At 63.3% G+C, this 25,803-nt stretch carries 24 protein-coding genes; 19 read left to right on the forward strand and 5 right to left on the reverse strand.

Features of this window, described 5'->3' with window-relative positions:
- Positions 1–13 precede the first annotated feature (13 nt).
- Genes motA through NDO48_RS12645 form a run of 6 tightly spaced genes read left to right on the forward strand, consistent with a single transcriptional unit; the run spans position 14 to position 4,904 of the window.
- Entirely contained in the window at positions 14–889 is an 876-nt protein-coding gene (motA, locus tag NDO48_RS12620; protein WP_026227460.1) for a flagellar motor stator protein MotA, read from the forward strand.
- Between the two features lie 36 nt (positions 890–925).
- The gene (locus NDO48_RS12625; RefSeq protein WP_018429254.1) at positions 926–1,858 is read left to right on the forward strand and encodes a FliM/FliN family flagellar motor switch protein; all 933 of its coding nucleotides are present in this window, start codon (positions 926–928) and stop codon (positions 1,856–1,858) included.
- A 54-nt stretch (positions 1,859–1,912) separates the two neighbouring features.
- Positions 1,913–2,311, forward strand: coding sequence for a flagellar motor switch protein FliN (gene fliN, locus NDO48_RS12630; RefSeq protein ID WP_018429253.1), 399 nt, complete (start codon positions 1,913–1,915; stop codon positions 2,309–2,311).
- A gap of 44 nt (positions 2,312–2,355) precedes the next feature.
- Positions 2,356–3,366: a flagellar motor switch protein FliG gene (locus tag NDO48_RS12635; protein WP_018429252.1), complete on the forward strand. Its 1,011-nt coding sequence runs from the start codon at positions 2,356–2,358 to the stop codon at positions 3,364–3,366.
- Between the two features lie 21 nt (positions 3,367–3,387).
- Positions 3,388–4,467, forward strand: a complete 1,080-nt coding sequence (gene flhB, locus NDO48_RS12640; protein WP_267321561.1) for a flagellar biosynthesis protein FlhB — start codon at positions 3,388–3,390, stop codon at positions 4,465–4,467.
- Positions 4,464–4,904 carry a hypothetical protein gene (locus NDO48_RS12645; RefSeq protein WP_026227459.1) on the forward strand — a complete coding sequence of 147 codons (441 nt, stop codon included), beginning with the start codon at positions 4,464–4,466 and terminating at the stop codon, positions 4,902–4,904. Before flhB ends, NDO48_RS12645 begins: the two co-directional genes overlap by 4 nt.
- A 72-nt stretch (positions 4,905–4,976) precedes the next feature.
- Here NDO48_RS12645 and NDO48_RS12650 read toward each other — a convergent pair whose 3' ends face one another.
- Positions 4,977–5,729 (reverse strand): helix-turn-helix transcriptional regulator, encoded by a 753-nt coding sequence (locus NDO48_RS12650; protein ID WP_267321562.1) that lies wholly within the window; start codon positions 5,727–5,729, stop codon positions 4,977–4,979.
- The gene (locus NDO48_RS12655; protein ID WP_018429248.1) at positions 5,726–6,427 is read right to left on the reverse strand and encodes a helix-turn-helix transcriptional regulator; all 702 of its coding nucleotides are present in this window, start codon (positions 6,425–6,427) and stop codon (positions 5,726–5,728) included. The genes NDO48_RS12650 and NDO48_RS12655 overlap by 4 nt, the downstream gene beginning before the upstream one ends.
- Positions 6,428–6,819: 392 nt before the next feature.
- On the opposite strand from NDO48_RS12655, the gene NDO48_RS12660 reads away from it, so the two are divergent.
- Complete coding sequence (locus NDO48_RS12660; protein WP_267321563.1) at positions 6,820–8,004, forward strand: TMEM43 family protein; 1,185 nt, start codon at positions 6,820–6,822, stop codon at positions 8,002–8,004.
- Positions 8,005–8,112: 108 nt separating this feature from the next.
- On the opposite strand, the gene NDO48_RS12665 is transcribed toward NDO48_RS12660, so the two are convergent.
- Both NDO48_RS12665 and NDO48_RS12670 read right to left on the reverse strand, forming a co-directional pair.
- Positions 8,113–9,144, reverse strand: coding sequence for a histone deacetylase family protein (locus NDO48_RS12665; protein ID WP_267321564.1), 1,032 nt, complete (start codon positions 9,142–9,144; stop codon positions 8,113–8,115).
- Complete coding sequence (locus tag NDO48_RS12670; RefSeq protein ID WP_267321565.1) at positions 9,141–9,815, reverse strand: TetR/AcrR family transcriptional regulator; 675 nt, start codon at positions 9,813–9,815, stop codon at positions 9,141–9,143. The genes NDO48_RS12665 and NDO48_RS12670 overlap by 4 nt, the downstream gene beginning before the upstream one ends.
- A 262-nt stretch (positions 9,816–10,077) precedes the next feature.
- On the opposite strand from NDO48_RS12670, the gene NDO48_RS12675 reads away from it, so the two are divergent.
- The 8 genes from NDO48_RS12675 to NDO48_RS12710 all read left to right on the forward strand — a co-directional run bounded on the left by NDO48_RS12675 (position 10,078) and on the right by NDO48_RS12710 (position 19,359).
- Entirely contained in the window at positions 10,078–11,754 is a 1,677-nt protein-coding gene (locus NDO48_RS12675; protein WP_026227458.1) for an amidohydrolase, read from the forward strand.
- 126 nt (positions 11,755–11,880) lie between these two features.
- A complete protein-coding gene (locus NDO48_RS12680) occupies positions 11,881–12,975 on the forward strand; it encodes an ABC transporter ATP-binding protein (protein WP_026227457.1) in 1,095 nt (364 codons plus the stop codon).
- A gap of 3 nt (positions 12,976–12,978) precedes the next feature.
- Positions 12,979–13,899, forward strand: a complete 921-nt coding sequence (locus NDO48_RS12685) for an ABC transporter permease (protein WP_267321566.1) — start codon at positions 12,979–12,981, stop codon at positions 13,897–13,899.
- Positions 13,892–14,692, forward strand: coding sequence for an ABC transporter permease (locus tag NDO48_RS12690; protein WP_267321567.1), 801 nt, complete (start codon positions 13,892–13,894; stop codon positions 14,690–14,692). Before NDO48_RS12685 ends, NDO48_RS12690 begins: the two co-directional genes overlap by 8 nt.
- 17 nt (positions 14,693–14,709) lie before the next feature.
- Positions 14,710–15,744 (forward strand): extracellular solute-binding protein, encoded by a 1,035-nt coding sequence (locus NDO48_RS12695; RefSeq protein WP_018429240.1) that lies wholly within the window; start codon positions 14,710–14,712, stop codon positions 15,742–15,744.
- A gap of 115 nt (positions 15,745–15,859) precedes the next feature.
- Entirely contained in the window at positions 15,860–16,882 is a 1,023-nt protein-coding gene (locus tag NDO48_RS12700) for an extracellular solute-binding protein (RefSeq protein WP_018429239.1), read from the forward strand.
- Positions 16,883–16,951: 69 nt separating this feature from the next.
- On the forward strand, positions 16,952–18,148 hold the full coding sequence (locus NDO48_RS12705) for a serine hydrolase domain-containing protein (RefSeq protein WP_267321568.1): 1,197 nt from the start codon (positions 16,952–16,954) through the stop codon (positions 18,146–18,148).
- A gap of 32 nt (positions 18,149–18,180) precedes the next feature.
- Positions 18,181–19,359 carry a serine hydrolase domain-containing protein gene (locus tag NDO48_RS12710; protein ID WP_018429237.1) on the forward strand — a complete coding sequence of 393 codons (1,179 nt, stop codon included), beginning with the start codon at positions 18,181–18,183 and terminating at the stop codon, positions 19,357–19,359.
- Between the two features lie 71 nt (positions 19,360–19,430).
- On the opposite strand, the gene NDO48_RS12715 is transcribed toward NDO48_RS12710, so the two are convergent.
- Complete coding sequence (locus tag NDO48_RS12715; RefSeq protein WP_267321569.1) at positions 19,431–20,417, reverse strand: LysR family transcriptional regulator; 987 nt, start codon at positions 20,415–20,417, stop codon at positions 19,431–19,433.
- Positions 20,418–20,693: 276 nt separating this feature from the next.
- On the opposite strand from NDO48_RS12715, the gene chvE reads away from it, so the two are divergent.
- The 4 genes from chvE to araD1 all read left to right on the forward strand — a co-directional run bounded on the left by chvE (position 20,694) and on the right by araD1 (position 25,800).
- Positions 20,694–21,761 carry a multiple monosaccharide ABC transporter substrate-binding protein gene (gene chvE / locus NDO48_RS12720; RefSeq protein WP_018429235.1) on the forward strand — a complete coding sequence of 356 codons (1,068 nt, stop codon included), beginning with the start codon at positions 20,694–20,696 and terminating at the stop codon, positions 21,759–21,761.
- A gap of 101 nt (positions 21,762–21,862) precedes the next feature.
- The gene (gene mmsA, locus NDO48_RS12725; RefSeq protein WP_267321570.1) at positions 21,863–23,398 is read left to right on the forward strand and encodes a multiple monosaccharide ABC transporter ATP-binding protein; all 1,536 of its coding nucleotides are present in this window, start codon (positions 21,863–21,865) and stop codon (positions 23,396–23,398) included.
- Positions 23,395–24,651: a multiple monosaccharide ABC transporter permease gene (mmsB, locus tag NDO48_RS12730; protein WP_018429233.1), complete on the forward strand. Its 1,257-nt coding sequence runs from the start codon at positions 23,395–23,397 to the stop codon at positions 24,649–24,651. The genes mmsA and mmsB overlap by 4 nt, the downstream gene beginning before the upstream one ends.
- Positions 24,652–24,804: 153 nt before the next feature.
- Entirely contained in the window at positions 24,805–25,800 is a 996-nt protein-coding gene (gene araD1, locus NDO48_RS12735; protein ID WP_026227455.1) for an AraD1 family protein, read from the forward strand.
- Positions 25,801–25,803 lie beyond the last annotated feature (3 nt).

A 25,803-nucleotide genomic window follows, 5' to 3' on the forward strand; every position in this document is an offset into this window, starting at 1 on the left:
GGAAGGACCTGCCGTGGGCATTCTTATCGGACTCGTCGTGACGCTGGGCTGTGTGCTCGGCGGTTTCATGGCGATGGGCGGCCATCTCGAGGTCCTTATCCAGCCTTGGGAACTCGTCATCATCGGCGGTGCAGCACTCGGTACCTTCCTGGTCGCCAACCCGATGTCGGCGGTCAAGGATACCGGCAGGGGCATCATGGAGGCCTTCAAGCAGGCGGTGCCGAAAGAGCAGAACTACCTTGAGACGCTGGGCGTGCTGCACTCCCTGATGCGCGAGCTGCGCACCAAGACGCGCACGGAGGTCGAAGCCCATATCGACAACCCCGACGACTCGGTGATCTTCCAGGCCTTCCCGACAGTGCTGAAGAACTACGACCTGACGCATTTCATCTGCGACTACTGCCGCATCATCATCATCGGCAACGCCCGCTCGCACGAGGTCGAGGCGCTGATGGACGAAGAAATCCAGACCATCCGCGCCGACAAGCTGAAGCCCTATCACGCGCTGACCGCCGTTGGTGACGGCCTGCCCGCACTCGGCATCGTCGCCGCCGTGCTCGGCGTGGTCAAGGCGATGGGCGCGCTCGACCAGTCGCCGGAAATCCTCGGCGGCCTGATCGGCGCTGCGCTCGTCGGCACCTTCCTCGGCATCTTCCTTTCCTATGCCGTGGTCGGTCCGATCGCCACCAAGGTGAAGACGGTGCGCGAGAAGAACAACCGCCTCTACATCATCGTCAAGCAGACCCTGATTGCCTACATGAACGGCTCGCTGCCGCAGGTGGCGATCGAGTTCGGCCGCAAGACGATTTCCTCCTACGACCGTCCGTCCATTGACGCGGTCGAACAGAGCACCTTGAATACCGGCATTATCGAGAAGAAGGCGGCCTGATCCCATGCGGGACGCTGACAAAGGGCAACTGCAATCATGAACACCACCGCAAGCCCGGCGGAACCGCGCGACGTCGTCATCGAGCGCATGCTCGGCGATACGGGCGAGCCTGCCAAGGTGCATTCGGCCGCCCGCCGCCTGGCGGAGCGCTCGGCGCCGCTGATTGCAAAATACCTGACCGACGTGTTGCCCGAGCAGGTCTTCGTCGAGGTGGTCGAGGTCAAGCTCGGCCGCATGGCCGATGCCAAGGCCGGCAAGAACAACCAGGCCATGGCCGTGGCGCTGACGCAGAGCTCGCCCGATGGTCTGGTAATGACGCTCGACCCTCAGGCGATTGCGATCCTGGTCCACCTCCTTTTCGGCGGCGAACCCAGCCGCGAAGTGGCGCCGATCGACCGCGAGCTCTCGGCCATCGAGATGGGCGTGGTGAACCTCGTGTTCCAGGATGTCGCCAAGGCGATGAACGCGCAGGGCCCGGACGGCGGCGTCGGCGTGAAGTTGCCGGTGGCCGAGCCGATGAGCGGCACGACCATGAAGAAGCACGTGTTCCGTGACGGGCCCTCGGCACGCATCACGCTGTCGGTGGCGACCGCAGTGTCGCGCGGCACGCTGACCTTGACGCTTCCGCAGCGCGTGCTGATCGAGGACAAGCGCGGCAAGGCCGAAAAGGAAGCGGCGATGCCGACCACCGAATGGCGGTCGCGCTTCTCCGATGAGCTGATGCGCTCGGCCGTCCGTCTCGAGGCCTCGATGCCGCTCGGTCGCATGACGCTCGGCGAACTGACCGGGCTCGAGGTCGGCCAGGTCATCGAACTGCCGGAAAACACCCAATCCAACGCCGTCATCGCGGCGCGCGGCAAGACGCTGTTCGCCTGCGAGTTCGGCAAGCTCGGGCAGAACTACACCGTCCGCATCAAGCGTCCGTTCGATTCGACGGAAGAAACCATTGAAGGGATCGTCGCAGGCTGATCGCGGCCGCTACGCAGCGGCCGACAGCGCGACCGATAGAACTGGAGAAGACCGATGACCAAGGCGCAGGCAAAGCCCGAGATCGACAAGCCGGAAGTCGTGACCGAAGACGACGATCAGCTCAACCGCGCCATCGAAGAGCTGCGCGGCGTGCTGAGCGAAGAAGAGAAGCGCCCCGGTCCGGGCCGCGGCGCTCCTGCCGGCAACAATGTCATCCTCGACATCCCGGTCGAAGTGCAGATCGTGCTGGGCAGCACCGAGATGCCGGTGTCGGACCTGATGACCCTGCAGAAGGGTTCGACGGTCGCGCTTGACCGCCGTATTGGCGAACCTGTCGATGTTGTGGTCAACGGTCGCCGTATCGCGCGCGGGGAAATAACCGTGCTAGAAAGCGATCCGTCCCGCTTCGGCATCCGACTCACCGAGATCGTTGCCGCGACCAAGAGTGCCTGAGGTTTCGTGAAAGTGCTTTCCCATCCTACCCGAAAGGCTTCCGCATGAGCCCGCTGTCGACGCTGACGCGGCCGCAGAAGGCCGCGGCCATATTGGTGGCGATGGGCAAGCCTTCTGCCAGCCGTCTGCTCAAGTTCTTCAAGCAGGAGGAGCTGAAGGCGCTGATCGAGGGCGCACGGCTTTTGCGCACCATCCCGCAGGCCGATCTCGAAAGGATCGTCGCCGAATTCGAGGCCGAGTTCACCGAGGGTGCCGGCCTGCTCGATTCGGCCGACAAGATGGACACGATCCTCAACGAATCGCTGTCCGAAGAAGAGATGAATGCGCTGATGGGCCGGGGCGAGCCCGTGGTGAAGAAAGACAATTCGCCACCCGTCTGGCCGCAGCTTGAGAAGCTGGAGGCAGCGCAGGTGTCGGCCTTCCTCGTCAACGAGCACCCGCAGACCTCGGCGATGATCCTCGCCAATCTCGCGCCGAGCTATGCCGCCAGCGTCGTGCTGACGATGGACAAGCCGATGCGCAGCGAGATCATCAAGCGCATGATGGAAATGGCGACCGTTCCGGAAGCGGCGGTCAGGATGGTCGAGAGCCAGATTCGCACCAACGTGCTTTCGGGAGGCGCGCAGAAGGACAATTCTGCCGGCCAGACGCGCGTTGCCAGCCTGCTCAACGAGCTCGACAAATCGCAGCTCGAAGAGGTGATGACCGATCTGCAGGAAGTCGGCATGAACGACCTCGACGCGATCCGCGCTCGCCTGTTCTCGTTCGACGACATCCCGATGATGACGCAGAAGGCGCGCGTGTCGCTGTTCGACGGATTGTCGAGCGAGCTCATCACGCTGGCGCTGCGCGGTACGCAGCTGACGGTGGCCGAAGCCGTGCTGTCGTCGATCGGCGCGCGTACCCGGCGCCTGATCGAATCCGAGCTGAGCCAGGGGTCGGAGGGTGTGCTGCCCGCCGATATCCTGAACGCACGCAAGTCCATTGCCTCGACCGCGCTTCGCATGTCGAACGAGGGACTGCTCGAGCTACCACAGGCGCAGAACGCGGCCTGATCGGGCGAGCGTCGTTGAGCCATGTCTGAAAACGACGACAAAGACTCAAAAACAGAAGAAGCCACAGAGAAGAAGATCCGCGACACGATCGAGAAGGGCAAACTGCCCGTCTCGAAGGAAGCCGCGATTTTCACCTCGTTCCTGGCTATCCTGGTCTACGCCGTGTTTTTTGCCAGCAGCTCGGTGGCCGAGCTTGGCGTCTTTCTGTCCAATTTTCTTGAAAAGCCGGAATCCTGGCCGCTCGGCACGGAGCGTGACGTCATCGAGCTGTACCAGGCGGTGATCATGGAGATCGGCCGTGCCGTTACAAGCCTGTTGATCATGCTTGTCGTCGCCGGTCTCGCCGCCTCCATCCTGCAGAACGTTCCGCAGTTTGTCGGCGAACGCATCCGGCCGCAGCTGTCGCGCATATCTCTGACCAAGGGCTGGAGCCGCATGTTCGGCGTGCAGGGCCTGGTCGAGTTCTTGAAGTCGGTGGCCAAGCTCAGTCTCGTCGTGCTTGTGCTGATTTTCGTGCTGTCCAACGACCACCGACGGCTGTTGGCCGGCATGATCACCAATCCGGTCGCCTTTGCCAGCGTCATCCGCAGCATTGCGGTCGACATCCTGGTTGTCATCGTCTTCGTCATGGGCGCGATCACGGTGGCCGACTTCGTCTGGTCGCGGTTCCATTGGCGCCAGGAACAGCGCATGACCAAGCAGGAGGTCAAGGACGAGATGAAGCAGGCGGAAGGCGACCCGATCATCAAGTCGCGCCTGCGCTCCATCGCCCGCGACCGGGCCCGCCAGCGCATGATAACGGCAGTGCCGCAGGCGACCCTCGTTATTGCCAACCCGACCCACTTCGCCATCGCGCTGCGCTATGTGCGAGAGGAGAATGCCGCCCCTGTGGTGCTTGCCAAGGGACAGGACCTGGTGGCGCTCAAGATACGCGAAATCGCCGAGGCAAATGGAATTCCAGTCTTCGAAGACGTGGCGCTCGCCCGCTCCATGTACAAGCAAGTTTCAGTAGATAGTGTGATCCCACCTCAGTTCTACCAGGCGGTCGCCGAGCTCGTGCGCATCGTTTATGGAAATAAGGCTCAACGCAGGACACCATGAATCTTCAGCCACATGCTACGTCCCGGGAAATGATTGTTGCCACCGCCATCCAGCCTGTGGTGCGTGAGCTCAGGCTTGTCGACATCGCAGACTACATAGCCTTCATCCGCATGGAGCATTTCGCCAGCGTCGCCGACCTGGTGGATTCGGCGGCGGAGCTCTTTTTCATGCCGGGCGCCCTGCGCATGGGACTTGGCGGGGAGGCACATGTCTGCTGGACCGGCAGCCCCAGGATCGTGCTCGACCTGGAGCTTCGGCCCGAAGGTGCGGTCGTCTATTTCCAGCTGTCGATGACGGCCGACCATGCCTCGGTCGAGGTTCACTATGTGTCGTTCGAAAAGCCTGACGCAGAGCCGGAGAAGAACACCGAATATCTCGCCGCAGCGATCGAGCAGGCGATGATCCGGCGCACGGTGCCGCGGGCGGAGGCGGCCTGAGCCGCAACGCGCAAAGGCGCACGCCCTGAAGGCGTGTGCCGCGTGACGGTCAACGTTTCAGAAAAGAAGAAATCAGTCGATCAGGCCGAGGCGCAGTGCCTTGGCAACCGCATGCATGCGGTTGACGGCGTTGAGCTTCTGGGTCGTCTGGGTGAGGTACTGGTTGGCGGTGTGGACCGACAGCTTCAGTTCCTTGGCGATTTCCTCGCTGGTGTAGCCGCGCGAGGTGAGCTTCAGGCATTCGATCTCGCGGCGCGACATCGAGGGCATGGCGGCGGCGCGGCCGCGCGCCAGACCGGCAATCGAATTGAACAGCTGGAAGCAGCGGCCGTGCAGGTCGTGAAGCGCAGCTGAACTGGGCGCCAGCTGGGCGCCGGCAAAGACGAAAAGGCCGGCCTGGCCACAATCGCTGTAGACCGGGAAGGCGATGCCGCGTCCGCCTCCGGCGGTAGGCTCCAGGCGGTTGGTCCAGACGAGGCCCGCAAAGGCCTCGGCTTCCGCCTCGTCGGCCCACCAGCACGGTGCGGTCGAATGCCTGACCTGGCGCAGCAACTGCTCGCCGATGCCGTCGTCGAGAAGACGGGTCGAGGCCGAGGCGACGAGATGATCGGAATCGAAGCATGGCACCAGGCGGCCGCTCTCGGCCGCCGAGCCCACCGTGCAGAACGCGAAGTCCTGTGCGCCGAGTTCGATGGCGATCCAGCGGCAGCGCCTGATGGCATCCGCCAGCGCGATTGCCCGCGAGGCGTTGCCGCCGGCGCGGGATGGAACGTCCTGCGCGACTTCGGGCGCAGTGGACGTCTGTCTTGCGTGCGCCCGGGTCAAATGATGCCGCTCCTGATCGCGGTCGCAATCGCCATGGCGCGATTGCTGGCCGACAGTTTCTGGATTGCGTGAGTGATGTAGCTGTTGACGGTGTTGGAGGAGACGCCAAGGATCAGCGCCACGTCCTCCGTCGTCTTGCCTTCGGAAACCCAGAACAGGCACTCGCGCTCGCGGTCGGAGAGCGGATCCTGAAGCGAGGCGGAGGCGAGGATGCCCTGCGCCTGCGACAGCGCATAGCAGCATTCGAGCTGGGCGCGCGGCATGGCCGTGGCATCGATCTGGCCGGCCTCGGCGGCTGAGAACAGGACGAACAGCCGCTGGCGTCCGACTTGCAGGCGCAGCGCGAAGATTTCGGAATGACCGAGCACCTCCAGCAGGCGGGCTTCCTCGCCGCCGAGCAGCGCCGGCGCCTGGGAGGCGACGAGGCTTTGCGGGCGGACGCCCGGAGCGCTGGCGTATGGGCTCTGCGCCAGCCCGGCGATCAGCGCGTGGCCGGCCATCTGGATGGCGTCGTAGATCCAGTTGGAGGCGATGATCTGAAGATTGTCACGGTCTTGGTCGTGCGAGATGGCGACCAGCATGTAGCCGTCGGCGCCGATTTCGTCGGTAAGGCCCATGAAGAAGGCGGTCAGATCGCTGCGCGAAGCGAGCCTTGCTGCGACGGTCGTCTGTGCGGTGCGGGCTGCGAGGGCGGTCATGCGAGTACTTGGCCGAATCCATTGGAGGCCGGAAAAGGCCGCTGCCCGGTCCGGTCGAAAACGCTTCACTTGAGACGAAAAACGCCACGCAGATGCCTGACAGCATCCATCGGCCGAATCCGTACGGGTCGCGCGAAACCTGACGCGCTCTCAACCGAGGAAAGCCCCGGCATTTCAGAGAGTTGGTGGTTCGCCGCGCCCCCCGTGGACCGGCTGATTCGGGTTCAATTTAACCCCTCGCGAATCGCTCCGCAAACAGAATTGACAAAAAGTTAATTCAGAGTCCTTCCGCAGACTCGGAAGGCCGGAAATGCTGGAATCGCAGGGCGCGAAAACCATTGATCGGCTGGTGCAAACGGCTTAACCCTGCCCGCATTTGGGTGGGGATTTCAATGAGCGATCAATTTCGAGAGGTGACTTCGGTTTCCTGGTTCGGCCGGATCAAGAACGCGCTGATCGGCGTGCTGGTCGGGCTGCTGCTGGTCGTGGCGATGGTGGTGGTTCTGTTCTGGAACGAGGGCAGGGCGGTGACCACGGCGCGCTCGCTGGCCGAAGGGGCGAGTGCGGTGGTGTCGGTCGCGGCCGATGCGGTCGACCACGCCAATGACGGCAAGCTGATCCATGTCGGCGGAGCGCTTGCTACATCGGAAGGCCTCGAAGACGAGGATTTCGGCATCGCGGCCAAGGGCGTGCGCCTGGTGCGCGAGGTCGAGATGTACCAGTGGGTCGAAAGCTCGAAATCGGAGTCGACCACTAAGCTGGGCGGCGGCGAGGAGACGGTCACCACCTATAGCTATGCCAAGGAGTGGCGCGACCGTCCTGTCTCGTCCTCGGAATTCAAGCAGCCTTCCGGGCATGAAAACCCGTCAATGGAATTCGAGGGGCGCTCATTCCAGGTTTCCGAGGCGAAGCTCGGCGCCTTCACCCTTGGCGAGCCGGTACTCGACCTCATGGGCAATGCCGACAAGCTGTCGATCTCCCCGACGCAGAAGGCCGCAATCGAGAGTGTTTTTGCGGGGTCTCAGCGCGTCGGCATCAGCGACGGGCAGATTTTCCTCGGGGCCAACCCGACTGCGCCTGGCGTCGGCGACTATCGCATCGGCTATCGTCTGGTTCCTCTGGGCGAGGTCAGCGTCATCGGGCGTCAGGAAGGGACGGGCGTTGTGGCCTACCAGACGGAAGCGGGCGACGAGCTGCTGATGGTCGACAGCGGCAGGGTACCGGCCGAAAAGATGTTTGCCGAGGCCGTGACGGCAAACAAGATCATCACCTGGCTGTTGCGTGCCGGGTGCCTGCTGTTTCTGGTGTTCGGCTTCAGCCTGCTGCTCGGACCGCTCGGTGTCCTGGCCGATGTCATCCCGTTCGTCGGCTCTATCGTGCGCATGGGCACCGGCCTCATCGCTTTCGTCCTGGCACTTCTGGTGGGAACGTCGACGATCGCCGTCGCCTGGTTCTGGTATCGGCCGCTGCTGGCGCTCGGCATCCTGGCGGCGGGACTTGCGGTGGCTTACCTGCTGACGAAGATCGGGCGTAGGAAAGCAGCAGCTCCGGCTGCTGCAGGGCCCGTTTCGGCATAGTGACTTGAGAATGGCTGGGGCAGCAATTGGTGCTGCCCCTCATCCGCCCCTGAATTTGCCGAAGGGCTGGGACCTTCTCCCCGCTGGCGGGGAGAAGGGACTTGACGGCTAGCGTCCCTCGAAGCCGGTGAGCACGCCGACGGCGTTGATGCCGATCTCGTCCACGGCATAGCCGCCTTCCATGACGAACAGTGTCGGCAGGCCGAGCTTGGCGATGCGGGCGCCGATCTTCGGATAGTCGGCGCTCGTCAGCTTGAACTGGCTGATCGGATCCTTCTCGAAAGTGTCGACGCCGAGCGAGACGACAACGACGTCGGGCGCATAGGCGGTAAGTTTCTGGCAGGCATCCTCGAGCGCCTCGTTCCACTTTTCCCACGAGGTGCCGAAGGGCATCGGGTAGTTGAGGTTGAAGCCTTCTCCTTCGCCCGCGCCGCGTTCGTCGGCATGGCCGAGGAAGAACGGATATTCGGTCATCGGGTCGCCGTGCAGGTTGATGACCTGGATGTCGGCGCGCGAATAGAAGATCTCCTGGGTGCCGTTGCCGTGGTGGTAGTCGACGTCGAGGACGGCGACGCGCTTGGCGCCCTGGTCGCGGAACCATTGAGCTGCGACTGCTGCGTTGTTGATGAAGCAGTAGCCGCCCATGAAGGCAGCGCCGGCATGGTGCCCCGGCGGACGGCAGAGCGCGAAAGCTGCGCGTTCGCCTGCCTTGACGAACTGGGCAGCGGTCAGCGCCACGTCATAAGACGACTTGATCGCTTCCCAGGTGCCCTCGACGAAGGTGGCGCCGCCATCGAATGAATAATAGCCGAGCAGCGCCTCGATGCCCTTTGGCCTGACATCGCCGCGCAGGCCGCGCGTCGGCCAGGCGAATGGGATGGCCGAGCCGGACTTGCCGGCGGCCTGCCATTGCGGCCAGACGGTCGGCAGGAAGTCGATGTAGTCGGCGGTGTGTACGCGCTTGGCGGCGGCGAGATCATGCACCTGGGGTGCCACGATCGAGCCGAGCTTCTCGCTCTCGACGCGCTTCCTGATGATCTCGGCCCGCGAGGGCTTCTCGAAGCCGGGCACGATGGCGCCGGCGACAAGCTCCATCTGGTCGCGGTGACCGGCGTGGAGCGGCGAAAAGACTGTCTTCATGAAAATCCTTCCTGGTTCTGGTTGAGGTCGAGATAGGGGGCGACGAGGGCAAGCCACATGGTCTTGACGTCGTCCTGGATGAGATCGAATGCCTTGCGGTCGCGCTTGAGGCCGACGAGGCGGCAGACGTGGCCGACTTCCATCATCACCACGCCGAGTCGACTGGCGATGTCGCCCTCGAGGTTCGGGTTCACATGCTGCAGCCAGGCGGCATAGAGCGCGATGATCTGCTCGTCATATTCGTTCTGGATGGGCCTGAGGTCGGGATTGCCAGTAATCGCCTCGATGACCGGCATCAGGCTGGCATTGTCGAGATAGAGCCTGGAGGTGTCGACGAAGAGCTTGTCCACCTCCTTCTGGAACTCGTCCTGATTGGACGGTCGGGGAGCCTCGATGCGCTTGGCGATGACCTTGGGGAAGGCGCCGAGCCAGCGCCGGGCGAGGTCGAGAAGAATGGCTTCCTTGTTGGGGTAGTATTGATAGACGGAGCCGACGGACAGCCCGGCATGCTGGGCAATGGCAAGCGTGGTCGGCGTCTTGGTTCCCTGTTCCCTCGTCAAGACGAGGGCGGCATCGAGAATCCTGTCGACAACTTTGCTCGACCGTTCCTGTCGCGGCTGCTTGCGCGGACTGAGCGCCGCGCTGGCCTTCTTGGTCAGACTGCGATTCACGGGCAGAACTTCTCGCTCCCTGCTTGTTGCCAACATACACGAGAGACGTCCTCCACAACGCATCCCCGGGGAAACCCGCATATTGACAAACGCGAATAATTAGTCGCATTTTTTCTTGGCGCTGTCTTTAGGGAAACAAGGGGAATTCCTTGAAGTAGCGGATCGGTCTCAGGCTTTCCGTCTGGCTGCTCATTTCCTCGGGAATGGCGGGCAATCGGCGCAAGTTTGAATGGTCACTGTCAGTCAAGTGCGCGGAGTCGCGATGTCTGTCCAAACGGTTCGCAATGCCGACCTGATCGTCATCAACGGCCGCGTGCTGACCATGGACACGACCCGGCCGACGGCAGAAGCGGTGGCCGTCACGGATGGCCTGATTGCAGCTGTCGGCGACCTCTCTACGATAGAAGCTTTGCGTGGGCCCGATACAAGGGTGATCGACGCGCGCGGCGGCTCGGTGGTTCCGGGCTTCATCGAAGCACACATGCATCTCTTCTCCGGCGCTGCCGAACTGGCGCATCTGCAGCTCGCAGGCGTTCACGGCTTCGAGGCCCTGCGCGAGGCCGTGCAGGCCTATGCCGCTTCGCGCCCGAACCAGCGCATGCTGGTTGGCCAGGGCGCCGACTACACCATTCTCGGCAGCGAACGCGTGACGCGGCATCACCTCGACGCCATCCTGCCCGACAGGGCTTTCCTGATGGCGGCCCCCGACCACCACACCTACTGGGCCAATACCCGGGCGCTGGAGATGGCCGACGTGCTGCATGGGCGGGAGCTTACGCCCGGCAACGAGATCGTCATGGGCATCGACGGTCTGGCCGAGGGCGAGCTGCGCGAGAACGAGGCGTTCAACCCGGTGCTGAAGCTTGCGGGGGAGGAGCGGGTGCGGCTCGGCCTGTCGACCGGTGGCGAGCCCAACCCTATGCCCGATGCCGACGAGCGCGAAGGCGACCGCGCCATCATGCGACGGGGTCTCGACTGGTGCGCGCGCCACGGCATCACCTCCATCCAGAACATGGACGGCAACTACTACCAGCTCGAACTGCTGTCGGAGGTCGAGGCTGAAGGTGACCTGATCTGCCGCGTGCAGGTGCCGTTCCATTACAAGAACTTCATGACACCAGACATGCTGGACAAGGCGTCCGACATGGCCGAGCGCTACGACAGCGACTGGCTGTCGTCGGGTCTGGTCAAGCTGTTCTATGACGGCGTGCTGGACTCGTGGACGGCGGTCATGATCGAGCCCTATGCCGACCGGCCGGGTTGGGTCGGCGAGCCGCTGTTTTCGCCCGAGGAGTTCAAGCGCTTCGCTGTCGAGGTCGACCGGCGCGGCCTGCAGATCGCCGTGCATTCGATTGGCGACGGTGCGACACGCGCCGTGCTGGACGGTTATGAGGCGGCACAGGAGGCCAACGGCAAGCGCGACAGCCGCCACCGCGTCGAACATGTCGAACTGACCACCGCACGCGACATCCAGCGTTTCGTCGATCTCGGCGTCATCGCCTCGATGCAGCCTCCGCACCCGCCCGGCGGCATGAGCTTCCCGCTGGAGCCGACCGTGTCGCGCATCGGCCGCGAACGCTGGCCCTATGCCTATCCGACCCGCACGCTGATCGATGCCGGTGCACATGTGGTGTTTGCTTCCGACTGGCCGGTGGCGCCTATCGACCCGATCCAGGGCATGCAGGCGGCCATGCTGCGCAAGCCATGGGCTGACGACATGCCCGACCAGAGCGTTTCGCTGCACCAGGCGCTGGCAGGCTACACCGTCGAGGGCGCTTATGCCGAGTTCATGGAAGACAGGAAGGGCACGATCAAGCCGGGCTATTTCGGCGATCTGGTCGTGCTGTCGGCCGACTTGGAGGCGACCGATCCGGCCGCGCTGCACGAGGTGCGGCCCGTGACCACCATCTGCGGAGGGCGGGTGACCTACCAGGCGTGAGCCGCATGGCGAGCGTCTGGCGAAATGATTGAGTGCTGTTGTTGCCAAGCCATTTGGCCTGTGGTGACAATCGGTCAGGGAAAAAAGTTCCACTGTGAAGGTGGACGAAAACAATGGGGCGTTTGAGTGCCGGACACACCGGGTAAGAATGCGATCGAGGTTCGTGGGGTTCGAAAGGTGTTCGGGACGGGAGAGGCGCAGGTCGCGGCGCTGGACACCGTTTCGGTTTCGATCCGGGAAAACGAGTTCTTCACGCTGCTTGGACCTTCCGGCTGCGGCAAGACCACACTTCTGAGGCTGATTGCCGGTTTTGACTTCCCGTCGGAGGGCGAGATCATGCTCTACGGCCAGGACATCGCGCCGCTGCCGCCGTTCAAGCGGCCGGTCAACACCGTATTCCAGTCCTACGCGCTGTTCCCGCACATGACGGTGGCCCAGAACATCGGCTTCGGGCTGGAGATGCTGGGCAAGCCGCGGGCCGAGATCGACGCCCGCGTCGCCGAGATGCTGAAGCTGGTGCGCATGGAAAAGCTCGCCAAGCGCCGCACCAGCCAGATTTCCGGCGGCCAGCAGCAGCGCGTGGCCTTGGCTCGCGCATTGGCGCCGCAGCCCAAGGTTCTGTTGCTCGACGAGCCGCTGTCGGCGCTCGACTACAAGCTGCGCAAGGAAATGCAGATCGAGCTCAAGCGTCTGCAGCATGAGACTGGCATCACCTTCATCTTCGTCACCCACGACCAGGAAGAAGCGCTGACCATGTCGGACCGCATCGCGGTGATGTCGGCCGGCAGGATCCTGCAGGTCGGCAGCCCCCGCGACATCTATGACCGGCCGGCCGAACGCTTCGTTGCCGATTTCATCGGCGAGACCAACTTCCTCGATGCCAAAATCGACAGTCTGGACGGCGCCAAGGCCAAGGTGACGCTCAAGTCGGGTGCGACGATAGCCGCGACCGTGGCCGAGGGCTTCAAGCCCGATGGTGACGCCACCGTCGTGATCCGGCCCGAACATGCCAAGGCCGTCAAGGGGCAGGGCGATATCTCGGGCATCGTCGAAACCGTCGTCTATTTCGGCACCGACACGCATGTGCACATCCGCCTCGACGACGGCGAGACGTTCACCGTGCGCCAGCAGAACGCGCGCGGCGCGGTGGCTGCCTTTGAACGCGGCGACCGCGTCGGCATCGTCATCGGCGACGATGCGGCCCAGATCCTCAGGGACTGAGCCATGGCGACCGCTGCTGAAATCGAAAAACAGGCAGAGCAACGCGAGATCCGCAATCGCTGGTTCCTGTCGGCGCCGGCGCTGCTGATCATCTTCCTGGCCGCCTCCGGTCCGCTGGTGATCGTGCTGATCTATTCGTTCCTGACGCCCGGGCCGTATGGCGACGTCGTCTGGAAATTCTCGACCGACGGCTGGATGTCGGTCTTCCTCGAACGCGACATTTTCGACGACACGCTGTCGTTTGCGAGCGCCCATATCACCATTTTCTGGCGCTCGCTGAAGCTGGCGCTGATGGCCACGGTGGCGACGCTGATCTTCGGCTTTCCCACCGCCTATTTCATCGCCACGCGTTCGGAGCGGACGCGCGACATCTGGCTGTTCTTGATCACCATTCCGTTCTGGACCAACCTGCTGATCCGTACCTTCGCGGTGCTGCAGGTGATCCGCAACGAAGGCATCATCAACACGGCGCTGATCAATCTCGGCGTCGTCAACCAGCCGATCCAGATGCTCTACACCGACTTCGCCATCATGGTGGGCATGGTCTATGTCTACCTGCCGCTGATGGTGCTGCCGCTTTATGCCAGCATGGAGAAGCTGGACTTCCGTCTGGTCGAGGCCGGCTACGACCTCTACGCCTCGCGCTGGCAGGTGCTGCGCCGGATCATCTTCCCGCTGGTCCGGCCTGGCGTGATCGCCGGTTCGATCCTGGTGTTCATCCCTGCCATCGGCGCCTATGTGACGCCGAGCGTGCTCGGCGGCGGCAAGAACATGATGTTTGCCAACCTGATCGAGCTGCAGTTCGGCCAGGGGCGCAACTGGCCGCTGGGGGCGGCCCTGTCGATCACGGTCATGGCCATCGTGATGGTGGCGCTGCTGGTCTATGTCCGCAACACCTCGGGTTCGGAGACGCGTCATGGCTAAGCGTTTCTCGATCCGCCACCAGACCGGCTTCACCGGCATAGCGGCTGCCTGCTTCGTGCTGCTCTATCTGCCGATCGCCGTGCTTGTGGCCTATGCCTTCAACGAGTCCACCTCGGTGTCGGAATGGGGCGGCTTCTCGCTGCGCTGGTTCGTCTCCGCCTGGAACAACGTCCAGGTGATCGATGCATCGGTGCGCTCGCTCAAGATTGCCGCTTCGGCGGCAATCATCGCCACCACCGTCGCCACCATGGCGGCACTGGCGACGACGCGGACGCAGACCTATCGCGGGCTCACCTTCAAATACGCCTTCATCAATCAGCCGCTGATGGTTCCCGAGATCGTCACGGGCGTTGCGCTCCTGATCTTCTTCTCGCAGATCAAGGTCGCCACCGGCTATTCGGGGCTGGGCTACCTGATCGCCGCGCACACGGCGTTCTGCATTCCCTTCGCCTATCTGCCGATCCGGGCGCGCCTCGAGAACATGGACCTGACGCTCGAACGCGCGGCCGCCGATCTCTACGCCACGCCCTGGAACGCGTTCCGCCGGGTGACGCTGCCGCTGCTCTGGCCGGGCATCATCGCCGGCCTGATGCTCGCTTTCGTCATCTCGCTCGACGACGTGGTCATCACCGAGTTCGTCAAGTCGGGCGGCCAGGACACCTTGCCAACCTACATGCTGGGGCAGATCCGCCGCGGCATCACGCCGGAGGTCAATGCGATATCGACCGTCTTCCTGCTCTTGTCGGTCGTCATCGTCACGCTGTTCTTCTTCTTGAGCAGGAAACGGGATTAATCAACGGGAGTGAAATGATGAACCTGAAATCCATGTCGATGGCCGCCGGCCTGGCGCTGCTGGCCTCGACCAGCCTCGCCTCCGCCGCCGGCGAGCTGAACATCTACAACTGGGGCAACTACATCAGCCCCGACATGATCAAGAAGTTCGAGAAGCAGTACGACGTCAAGGTAACTGTGACCGACTACGACTCGAACGACACGGCACTTGCCAAGGTGCGCCAGGGCGGTACCGGTTTCGACATCGCCATGCCGTCCCAGACCTTCATCCCCATCTGGATCAAGGAAGGCCTCATCCAGGAGACCGATCCGGGCAAGATGGAGAACGCGAAGAACATTGCGCCGGAATGGGCCAATCCCGACTTCGACCCCGGCCGCAAATATTCGGTGCCATGGGCCTGGGGTACGATCGGCGTCGTCGTCAACACCGACACCTACAAGGGACCGGCCGACAGCTGGGGCATCATCTTCAACACGCCGGAAGAGCTGAAGGGCAAGGTCAACGTCGTTCCCGAGATGAACGACGTGATGTTCGCCGCGATCAAGTATGTCGGCGGCCAGCAGTGCACCGAGGACAAGGAAATCCTCAAGAAGGTGCGCGATACGCTGGTGGCGGCCAAGCCGAACTGGATCGCCATGGAATACAACACCATCGAAAAGATGGGTGCCGGCGACTTCAAGGCGACCAGCGACTGGAACGGCTCGGCCCTGCGCCAGCGCCTGGCCAATCCGGCGATCCACTACAACTATCCCAAGGAGGGTTATGGTCTCTGGAGCGACAACATCGTCGTGCTGAAGGAAGCCAAGAACCTCGAAAACGCCAAGCTGTTCCAGAACTTCATGATGGATCCGGAAAACGCGGCGATGAACTCGGCCTTCCACCGCTATGCCAACGGCATTGCCGGCTCGGACAAGTTCATGCCGGCCGACATGAAGGACGCGCCTGAAGTGATCATTCCCGAGGCTGAAAAGTCGCGTGGCGAACTGCAGCGCCTGTGCTCGCCGGAAGTGCAGGCACTGTACACCAAGATCTGGACTGAACTGCAGAAGTAAGCGTTCGCCAGGAACCATCACAGCCGGACGCGCTCCGGCTGTGATGTGACTGTAGCCTGCCGCTGGCAGGGTGCTCACAGCCAACAAAAAAAGGAGACCCGCTGTGAAACCAATCATGTCCACTGCTGTTGCGGCGATCGCGCTGCTTGCGGCGACCGGCCTCGGCCGCGCCGAGGGCCAGCTCAACATCTACAACTGGGGCAACTACACCAACCCCGAAGTCATCAAGAAGTTCGAGGACAAGTACCAGGTCAAGGTGACGATCACCGACTACGACTCGAACGAGACCGCGCTCGCCAAGGTGCGCCAGGGTGGCAGCGGCTTCGACATCGTGGTGCCGTCGCAGACCCACCTGCCGATCTGGATCAACGAAGGCCTGCTGCTCGAGACCAATCCCGGCGGCATGGAGAACTTCAAGAACGTCGCGCCCGAATGGGCCAACCCCGAGTTCGACCCCGGCCGCAAATATTCGGTGCCGTGGGCCTGGGGTACGCTCGGCGTGGTCGTCAATACCAACACCTACAAGGGCGACATCAACACCTGGAAGATCCTCTTCGACACGCCCGACGAGCTGAAGGGCAAGGTCAACGTCGTTCCTGAAATGAAGGACGTGGTCACGGCCGCCGTCCACTATGTCGGCGGCGAGCAGTGCACGACCGACAAGGACGTGCTGAAGAAGGTGCGCGACCTCCTTGTTGCGGCCAAGCCGAACTGGGTGGCCATGGAATATGGCGCCGTCGACAAGATGAAGGCCGGCGACTTCCAGGCCTCGAGCACCTGGAACGGTGCCGGCCTGCGCATTCGCCTGGCACGCCCCGAGGTGCATTTCGGCTATCCGAAGGAAGGCTTCACCTACTGGAGCGACAACGTGGTCGTCCTGAAGGACGCCAAGAACGCCGAGAACGCCAAGCTGTTCCAGAACTTCATCATGGACCCGGAAGTGGCCGCTGGCCTGTCCGCCTTCCACCGCTATGCCAACGGCATTGCCGGCTCGGACAAGTTCATGCCAGCCGACATGAAGGATGCGCCGGAGATCGTCATTCCGGAGGAAAGCAAGGCGCATGGCAAGATGGCGCTGATGTGCTCGCCGGAAGCGGATGCGATCTACACCCGCATCTGGACCGACCTGCAGAAGTAAGCAGTTTCGACTGCGGGGTCCGGCGTTCGCGCCGGACCCCAAGCATCCCGACTGCGCGAGGGTGATGCCATGAGCTCGTACCGCAACAGCGAAAACGTGCCGCCAATCATGCAGGGCTCGCCGCCCGCAATGCCCGTGCCGAAGGTGGCATGGGACATGCCGCCATGGAATCGCTGGGCTTTCCAGCATGTGCGCGAGATGGTGCCGACGGTCGAGGTGTGGCGCGGCGAAGGCCCGGTGCGCGCCTTGCCGCGTGCGGAGATCGATCTCGACCAGCTCGCTGTGACCGACAGCGAGGGCAGGGCAACGACGCTGTCGGGCCTGCTCGATGAGACTTACACCGACGGCCTCCTAGTGCTCAAGGACGGCAAGATCGCCTATGAGCGCTACTACAACGGCATGACGCCGCGCACGCCGCATCTGTCGCAATCGGTGGCAAAGTCGGTGACGGGTAGCGTGTTCGGTATCCTCGCCGGACGAGGCATCGTCGACCCCAGGAAGCTGGTGACCGACTATCTGCCGGAGCTTGCAGCGACCGGCTGGAACGGAGCCACCATCCAGCACGTGCTCGACATGACCACGGGCGTGCGCTTCAGCGAAGCCTACACCGATCCCTATTCCGACATCGGCCAGGTCGATGTCGCCTGCGGCTGGAAGCCGGTTCCATCAGGGACCGATCCCGGCTTCCAGTGGCCGAAACATGTGTTCGAATTGATCCAGCGGCTGACAGGCACCACGCGCCCGCATGGCGCTGCCTTCGAATACCGCTCGATCGAAACCGACGTGCTTGCCTTCATCATGGAGCGGGCGACCGGCAAGCGGCTGGCGCAGCTGGTGTCCGAAGAGCTGTGGCAGAAGATCGGCGCCGAGGAGAGCGCCTATTTCACCGTCGACAGCGCCGGCTACGCGCTGGCCGACGGCGGCTTCAACGCGACGCTGCGCGACTATGCGCGCTTCGGCCAGACGATCCTCGAAAACGGCGCGGGCATCGTTCCGGCCGACTGGATCGCCGAAACGCGCAATGGCGTGCACGGCCCCAACTACAGCGCCTCGATGCCCGAGGGCAGCTACCGCAACCAGTTCTGGATCGAGGACCCGCGCTCACGCGCCTTGATGTGCCGAGGTGTGTTCGGGCAGCTGATCCATATCGACTGGGACAGCCGCATGGTGACGGTGAAGCTGTCGACCTGGCCCGAATTCACGTCCGTCGCCTATTCGGTGGCGACGCTCAAGGCCATCCACGCGATATCAGCTGCGCTCGCCTGAACGGCCGTACGATCAACAAGCAAGGACATATCATGACGACTTCCACCGCGTTCGAGCGCATGTTCGGCTTCGCCCGCAAGGATCTGAGCCTGGGCAACTGGCGCGAGCAGCCTTTCAACCGCTGGGCCTTCCAGAATGTCGCGGAGATGGTGACCAGCACGCGGATCGCGGCGCGCGAAGGCAATCTCGAGGCCGCCCCGGTCGATTTCGGCGGCCTCCTCGGCGAGACGGTCGAGATCAACGGCAAGAGCGAGACGGTCGCCGATTTCCTCGCACGCTCGTCGACCGACGCGCTGACCGTGATGAAGAAGGGGCGCTTCGTCGGCGACTGGTTCGCGCCGACCATGAAGCCAGATGCACGTCACATCATCTTCTCGATCTCGAAGTCGCTGACGGCGATCCTCGCCGGCGCGCTGGAGGGCGAAGGCAAGCTCGATCCGAACGCGCCGGTGACCGACTACGTGCCGGAGGCCAAGGGTTCTGTCTATGCCAATGCCAGCGTGCGGCATGTGCTCGACATGACCGTCGCGCTCGACTTCGAGGAGGCCTATCTCGACCCCGAGAGCCTGTTTGCGCGTTATCGCCGCGCCACGATGTGGAACCCCGGCGGCGGGGCGGAGTCGCTGCGAGAATTCCTCGTCACGCTGCAGCAGCTGAACGAACCGCACGGCCAGACCTTCCGCTACCGCTCGCCCAACTCCGACCTGCTCGGCATCATCGTCGAGCGTGCATCGGGCCAGCGCTACGCCGACCTCATGTCCGACAGGCTGTGGAAGCCGCTGGGCGCTAAGCGCGACGGCTTCGTCACCGTCGACAAGGAGGGCTCGGCGCGCGCGGCCGGCGGCGTGTCGATGGCGGTGCGCGACCTTGCCCGCGTCGGCGAGATGATGCGCCAGGGAGGTACGTCGGAAGGCGGGCGCATCGTGCCGCAGGCCTGGGTCGAGGATACGATCCATGGCGGCGATGCGGCCGCCTGGCAGCGCGGCGACATGACCAACCTGTTCGCCGGCGGCCGCTATCGCAACAAGTGGTACCAGAGCGGCAATGCTGCCCAAGCCTATTGCGGCATCGGCATCCACGGCCAGTGGCTCTATGTCGACCCGAAGGCAGAGGTGGTCATCGCCAAGATGTCGTCGCAGGCGCTGCCGGTGGACGATCCGCTCGACCTCGACAATGTGGCCTTCTTCGAGGCGCTGTGCACGAGAGTTTGAGGCGTCGGGCTTTTCGGGCCTGGTAGTCCTCTCACCGGTCACGGCTTCGCCATGCCGGTGAGGGGGCATTGTTAGGCGATCTCGCGCAGTATGTGATCGTGCAGCAGCTGCGCGGTGGGCGAGAGCGTGCGGCCACGGACGGTGATCAGGCTGTAGGGCTGGACGTTGATCTCGAACGGGATCGGCACGACCTCGATCGACCCGGCGAGGCCGTTCTTGCTGTTGACGAAATCGGCGACCTCGATGGCAATGGGCGCGATGGCGTCGGTTTGCGCCACCATGACCAGGGTGAGCAGCAGCGAACTGGTGTTGAGGACGCGGTCGGGCATGCGCACGTTGCGGCTCATGAAGATGCCCTGCATGGTCTGGCGCAACAGCGAGCCGCCCGGCTGGAACACCCAATCGTATTCGGCGAGCCTTTCCAGGTCGACGGTGCCGCCTGACGTGAGAGGGTGGCCGCGCCGGGCAATCAGACAGGCCTTTTCGACGCCGATGATGCGGCTGTCGAACAGGCGTGGATCGAGATCGTCGGGAATGCGGGCGATGATGAAGTCGTGGCGCGAAGCGAGCAGCTCGCGCGCCAGCACCGCACTTGTTTCGACCTGGACGCTGATCTCGACGCGGGGATAGCGCTCGCGGATCTTGCGGATTGCCGGCACCGCCAGTTCGATCGCTGGCGCCGTCACCGCGCCCATCGCAACCGAGCCGCCCTTGCCCGATTTGAGATCGGAAATCTCGCGGTCGACCTGCTGCATCTCGAGCAGGATGGCGCGGCCGCGACGGGCGAGCGCGGCACCATAGGAGGTGAGTCTCACGCCGCGCGGCAGCCTTTCGCAGATGTCGACGCCGATGATGCCCTCGATCTCCGCGATCATCCGCGAGGCGGCCGGCTGCGACATGTTCATGAGCTGGGCTGCGGCGCTGATCTGTCCGTGGTCGTCGAGTGCAACGACCATGCGCATGTGCCTGAGCTTGAGGCCGCTGCGCAACAGCGTCTCACTCTCGTTCAGCCGCAACTGGGCGCCGGGCACTCTGGCATCAGTGGCGAGATCGACCATGTGCGATGCTTTCCTGCAGGAGGCGATCCCACAGTCTGGCATATCGTAAATGGCATAGGAACAGCCGATATTTGCATTTGACTGTTATGGTTTCGTCCGTGAACTTGTCATCGTCGCGAGTGCGATGCCAGCCCGGTTGGCTCATCGAGCGGAGGAGACGCAGCGCTCGCGACCCTGGAGGATGACACGCAGTTCTGGCTTTGCCGCGCCATTCATGGCGAGGCCACGCGCGAGCGTTTGTGCCCGCGCGCCGGCATTTCACAAGGGAGAGAGAAGGTGAAGATCATCAAGACACTCGTCGCCGCACTCGCGGTGAGCCTCGCCGCCATGTCCTATCAGGCCCACGCCCAGGACAAGGGCGCCATCGGCATTGCGATGCCGACCAAGTCTTCGCTGCGCTGGATCAGCGACGGCAACGAGCTGAAGGCCGCGCTCGAGGCAAAGGGCTATACCGTCGACCTGCAATATGCCGAAGACGACATCCCCAACCAGCTGGCCCAGATCGAAAACATGGTGACCAAGGGGGCGAAGGCCCTGGTGGTCGCTTCGATCGACGGTACCACGCTGAGCGACGTGCTGCAGAAGGCGCATGACGGCGGCTCGATCGTGGTGGCCTATGACCGCCTGATCCGCCAGAGCCCGAACGTCGACTATTACACCACCTTCGACAATTTCAAGGTCGGTGTGCTCCAGGCCAATTCGCTGCTCAAGGGCCTCGGCTATCCCGAAAAGCCGGGTCCGTTCAACATCGAGCTGTTCGGCGGCTCGCCCGACGACAACAACGCCTTCTTCTTCTACGACGGCGCCATGAGCGTGCTGCAGCCGCTGATCGACAAGGGCGTGCTGGTGGTGAAGTCCGGCCAGATGGGCATGCAGAAGGTCGGAACGCTGCGCTGGGATGCCGCCGTTGCCCAGGCCCGTATGGACAACATCCTGTCGGCCAACTACTCGGACGGCAGCCGCGTCGATGCAGTTCTGGCCCCCTATGACGGCCTGTCGCGCGGCATCATCTCGTCGCTGCGCGGCGTCGGCTACGGCACTGCGGACCAGCCGTGGCCGATCATCTCCGGCCAGGACGCCGAGACGCCTTCGGTCAAGGCGATCATCGCCGGTGAACAGTACTCGACCGTGTTCAAGGATACGCGCGAGCTCGCCAAGGTGACCGCAAATCTGGTGGACGCCGCACTTGCCGGCGGCAAGCCGGAGATCAACGACGAGAAGACCTACAACAACGGCGTCAAGGTGGTCCCGTCCTACCTGCTCGAGCCGGTGTCGGTCGACAAGTCGAACTACGAGGAAATCGTGGTCAAGTCGGGCTACATCAAGGCCGACGACCTGAAGTGATCGTTGCGACCGGAAGGCCCTCGGGCCTTCCGGTTTCCATCCAGCCTTTGTAGGCTACAATGTCCGGCATCCGCCTGAGCTTGTCCGAACGGGAGAGGACGATGGGCCAGACCATCCTGGAGATGCGCGACATCACCAAGACGTTTCCGGGCGTAAAGGCCTTGTCGAACGTCAATCTGAGCGTCGAGGCAGGCGAGATCCATGCCATCGTCGGCGAGAACGGCGCCGGCAAGTCCACGCTGATGAAAGTTCTCTCGGGCGTCTATCCGCACGGAACCTACGAGGGAGCGATCCACTACGAAGGGCGCGAGTGCCGTTTCCACGGCATCCATGACAGCGAGCGCGTCGGCATCGTCATCATCCATCAGGAACTGGCCCTGGTGCCGCTGCTTTCGATCGCCGAGAACATCTTCCTCGGCAACGAGCAGACCCGCTTCGGCATCATCGACTGGAACATGGCGCGCCGCCGCGCCGCCGAACTGCTGCGCAAGGTCGGCTTGCGCGAAAATCCCGACACGCTCATCACCAATATCGGCACCGGCAAGCAGCAGCTGGTCGAGATCGCCAAGGCCCTGGCCAAGGAGGTGAAGCTTTTGATCCTCGACGAGCCGACGGCCAGCCTTTCGGAAAAGGACAGCGCCGCTCTGCTCGACCTGCTGCTCGAGTTCAAGCGGCAGGGCATGACCTCGATCCTGATCTCGCACAAGCTCAACGAGGTGAAGAAGGTGGCTGACCGCGTCACGGTCATCCGCGACGGCCAGACCATCGAGACCATGGGCAGGGACGAGGTGACCGAAGACCGGATCATCACCTCCATGGTCGGACGCACGATGGAAGACCGCTATCCGACGCGCACGCCAAACATCGGCGAGACCATCTTCGAGGTGAAGAACTGGACGGTGCACCATCCGCTGCACCCGGAACGCCAGGTCATCAAGGGTATCGACGTCAAGGTCGGCAAGGGCGAGGTCGTCGGCATTGCCGGCTTGATGGGTGCGGGCCGCACCGAATTCGCCATGAGCGTCTTTGGCCGCACCTATGGAACCAACATCAGCGGCGAGGTCTGGCTGCACGGCAAGAAGGCCGACACATCGACAGTGGGCAAGGCGGTCGCCAACGGGCTCGCCTACGCGACCGAGGATCGCAAGGTCTATGGCCTCAACCTCATCGACCACATCAAGCACAACGTGACCATTGCAAACCTGCCGAGCGTATCGAGGACGGGCGTCATCGACGACATGGCGGAACTGAAGGTCGCAAACGAATATCGCCGCAAGACCAATATCCGCTCGTCGTCGGTCTATCAGATCACCGGCAATCTTTCAGGCGGCAACCAGCAGAAGGTGGTGCTGTCCAAATGGCTGTTTGCCAACCCCGACGTGCTGATCCTGGACGAGCCGACGCGCGGCATCGACGTCGGCGCGAAATACGAGATCTACACCATCATCAACAAGCTGGCCGAGGAGGGTAAGGGCATCCTCGTCATCTCTTCGGAGATGCCGGAGCTGCTTGGCATCTGCGACCGCATCTATGTGCTCAACGAAGGCCGCATCGTCGGCGAGATGGCCGGGCACGAGGCGAGCCAGGAAAAGATCATGCGGGCGATCGTCCGTGGGGAGGAAAGGGCTGCATCATGAGCACTGACACCGCCGGCACGACCACCAATGCGGCCAAGGCCACGGCGCGCGATGCCATGAAGGAGAATTTGCGCCAGTACGGCCTGGTGCTCGCGCTCATGGCGATCATGGGCTTTTTCGGTGTCATGACCAACGGCATCCTGTTCCTGCCGGTCAACCTGACCAATGTGGTGCTGCAAAATTCGTACATCGTCGTGATGGCGCTCGGCATGCTCCTGGTCATCGTGGCAGGGCACATCGACCTCTCGGTCGGCTCTGTGGCCGGCTTCGTCGGCGCGGTGGCGGCCGTGCTGATGGTCGACTACGGCTTCCATCCGCTGCTTGCCGCCATCTGCTGCATCGCCGTCGGCGGCGTCATCGGCGGCGCGCAGGGCTACTTCATCGCCTATATGAAGATCCCTTCCTTCATCGTCACGCTGGCGGGCATGCTGGTTTTCAAGGGCCTGCTCTTGTGGCTGCTCGGCGGCCGCTCGGTCGGGCCGTTCCCGACCGGCTTCCAGATGCTCAGCGCCGGCTTCATTCCCGACGTGATCGGGCGCTGGACGATCATCGAGCCGCAGCTCAACGCTTCGGGCGCTGCGATCCCCAACACCGGCCTGTCGTTGCATACGACCACCCTGCTGATCGGCGTGCTGATCGTGGCGGCGATGCTGTATTTTGCGCTGCAAAGCCGCAGAAGCCGGGAGAGCCATGGCTACGAGGCCGAGCCCTTTGCCCTGTTCGTCGCCAAGAACCTGGTGATTGCAGGCATCATCATGTTCCTGATGTACAAATTCGCGTCCTACAGGGGCCTGCCCAATGTGCTGATCGTGATGGGCATCCTGATTGCGCTGTTCGTGTTCATCACCAAACGCATGACCTTTGGCCGACGTATCTTCGCCATGGGCGGCAACGAGAAGGCTGCCAAGCTTTCGGGCATCCACACCGAGCGCCTGACATTCCTCGTCTTCGTCAACATGGGCATGCTGGCAGCGCTTGCCGGGCTGATCTACGCCGCCCGCCTCAACCAGGCGACGCCCAAGGCGGGTGCGGGCATGGAGCTCGACGTGATCGCGGCCGTGTTTGTCGGCGGCGCTTCCGCCATGGGCGGCGTCGGCGAAGTGGCCGGCGCTGTCATCGGCGCGTTCATCATGGGCGTGATGAACAATGGCATGGGCATCATGGGCATCAATATCGACTGGCAGCAGGTCATCAAGGGGCTGGTGCTGCTCGGGGCGGTGGCGTTCGACCTGTACAACAAGAAGAAGACATAGGCCCGGGGAGAGGCCGAGCGCGGGCCTGCGAAAGCCGGGCGCCGCTATCTGAAAGACAAGAGTTTGAACGTGCGGCAGCTGCCGCGCGAGAAGAAGGTTTTTGCCGATCGTCGGATGCGAGGCCGGCTGTGGCGAAACGAAAGGAGTGCCGAAATGCTGATGTCCCAGATTGTCTCCGCTGACGGCAGGGGGCGGGTTGCGGTCCGTGACGGCGAGGTTGCGCGGCTGGTCAACGACGCCAAGTCGATCTATGCGCTAGCGCTCGAAGCGGTACGGGCGGGGACGACGCTTGCCGCCGTCGTTGCCGACCGCGGGCTTGGCGAAGCTGTCGATCTGGTGGCCGCGCAAAAGGCGGGGCAGCTGTCGTCGCCGGTCCGGCATCCCGATCCGGCGCATCTGCACCTCACTGGAACCGGGCTCACCCATCTCGGCTCGGCCGCGACGCGCGACAGCATGCACAAGAAGGCTTTGGCCGATGGCGAGGAACAGCTGACCGATTCCATGAAGATGTTCCGCATGGGGCTTGAAGGCGGCAAGCCGGGCCGCGGGCAGGCAGGCGTCCAGCCCGAATGGTTCTACAAGGGTAACGGCAACATGGTGGTCGATCCCGGCAAGCCGCTGGTGTCGCCGCATTTCGCGCTCGACGCCGGCGAGGAGCCGGAGATCGCCGGTGTCTATCTGGTCGGCGATGACGGTACGCCCTACCGGATCGGCTTCGCGCTGGCCAACGAGTTTTCCGATCATGTGACGGAGCGGATCAACTACCTCTATCTGGCCCACTCGAAGTTGCGCAACGCCTCCTTCGGTCCCGAGATATTGATCGGCGAGCTGCCGGCCGACGTCAGGGGCACATCGCGTATCCAGCGCGGCGGCAAGACCGTGTGGGAAAAGCCGTTCCTGTCGGGCGAGGCCAACATGTCCCACACCATTGCCAATCTTGAGCACCATCATTTCAAATATGGCGTGTTTCGCCAGCCGGGCGACGTGCATGTGCATATGTTCGGCACCGCAACGCTCTCCTTCGCCGACGGGGTGCGGGCCGAGCCTGGCGATGTGTTCGAGATCGAGGCCGAGGGCTTCGGGCTGCCGCTGCGGAATCCGCTGAAGCAGGCCAGGGCGAGCGCGCCCGTGGCCATCAGGGCGTTGTGAGGA

It is taken from the genome of Aminobacter sp. MET-1 (assembly GCF_026521175.1).
Taxonomy (GTDB): Bacteria; Pseudomonadota; Alphaproteobacteria; order Rhizobiales; family Rhizobiaceae; genus Aminobacter.

What these genes read in the sequence shown, in the direction of transcription:
- NDO48_RS12675 (WP_026227458.1), top strand. Translation starts at nt 10,078, where the DNA reads ATGTCTGTCCAAACGGTTCGCAATGCCGACCTGATCGTCATCAACGGC.
- mmsB (WP_018429233.1), top strand. Translation starts at nt 23,395, where the DNA reads ATGAGCACTGACACCGCCGGCACGACCACCAATGCGGCCAAGGCCACG.
- NDO48_RS12700 (WP_018429239.1), top strand. Translation starts at nt 15,860, where the DNA reads ATGTCCACTGCTGTTGCGGCGATCGCGCTGCTTGCGGCGACCGGCCTC.
- NDO48_RS12685 (WP_267321566.1), top strand. Translation starts at nt 12,979, where the DNA reads ATGGCGACCGCTGCTGAAATCGAAAAACAGGCAGAGCAACGCGAGATC.
- NDO48_RS12625 (WP_018429254.1), top strand. Translation starts at nt 926, where the DNA reads ATGAACACCACCGCAAGCCCGGCGGAACCGCGCGACGTCGTCATCGAG.
- NDO48_RS12665 (WP_267321564.1), bottom strand. Translation starts at nt 9,144, where the DNA reads ATGAAGACAGTCTTTTCGCCGCTCCACGCCGGTCACCGCGACCAGATG.
- mmsA (WP_267321570.1), top strand. Translation starts at nt 21,863, where the DNA reads ATGGGCCAGACCATCCTGGAGATGCGCGACATCACCAAGACGTTTCCG.
- NDO48_RS12695 (WP_018429240.1), top strand. Translation starts at nt 14,710, where the DNA reads ATGAACCTGAAATCCATGTCGATGGCCGCCGGCCTGGCGCTGCTGGCC.
- NDO48_RS12660 (WP_267321563.1), top strand. Translation starts at nt 6,820, where the DNA reads ATGAGCGATCAATTTCGAGAGGTGACTTCGGTTTCCTGGTTCGGCCGG.
- NDO48_RS12710 (WP_018429237.1), top strand. Translation starts at nt 18,181, where the DNA reads ATGACGACTTCCACCGCGTTCGAGCGCATGTTCGGCTTCGCCCGCAAG.
- flhB (WP_267321561.1), top strand. Translation starts at nt 3,388, where the DNA reads ATGTCTGAAAACGACGACAAAGACTCAAAAACAGAAGAAGCCACAGAG.
- NDO48_RS12635 (WP_018429252.1), top strand. Translation starts at nt 2,356, where the DNA reads ATGAGCCCGCTGTCGACGCTGACGCGGCCGCAGAAGGCCGCGGCCATA.
- NDO48_RS12705 (WP_267321568.1), top strand. Translation starts at nt 16,952, where the DNA reads ATGAGCTCGTACCGCAACAGCGAAAACGTGCCGCCAATCATGCAGGGC.
- araD1 (WP_026227455.1), top strand. Translation starts at nt 24,805, where the DNA reads ATGCTGATGTCCCAGATTGTCTCCGCTGACGGCAGGGGGCGGGTTGCG.
- fliN (WP_018429253.1), top strand. Translation starts at nt 1,913, where the DNA reads ATGACCAAGGCGCAGGCAAAGCCCGAGATCGACAAGCCGGAAGTCGTG.
- NDO48_RS12715 (WP_267321569.1), bottom strand. Translation starts at nt 20,417, where the DNA reads ATGGTCGATCTCGCCACTGATGCCAGAGTGCCCGGCGCCCAGTTGCGG.
- NDO48_RS12655 (WP_018429248.1), bottom strand. Translation starts at nt 6,427, where the DNA reads ATGACCGCCCTCGCAGCCCGCACCGCACAGACGACCGTCGCAGCAAGG.
- NDO48_RS12690 (WP_267321567.1), top strand. Translation starts at nt 13,892, where the DNA reads ATGGCTAAGCGTTTCTCGATCCGCCACCAGACCGGCTTCACCGGCATA.
- NDO48_RS12645 (WP_026227459.1), top strand. Translation starts at nt 4,464, where the DNA reads ATGAATCTTCAGCCACATGCTACGTCCCGGGAAATGATTGTTGCCACC.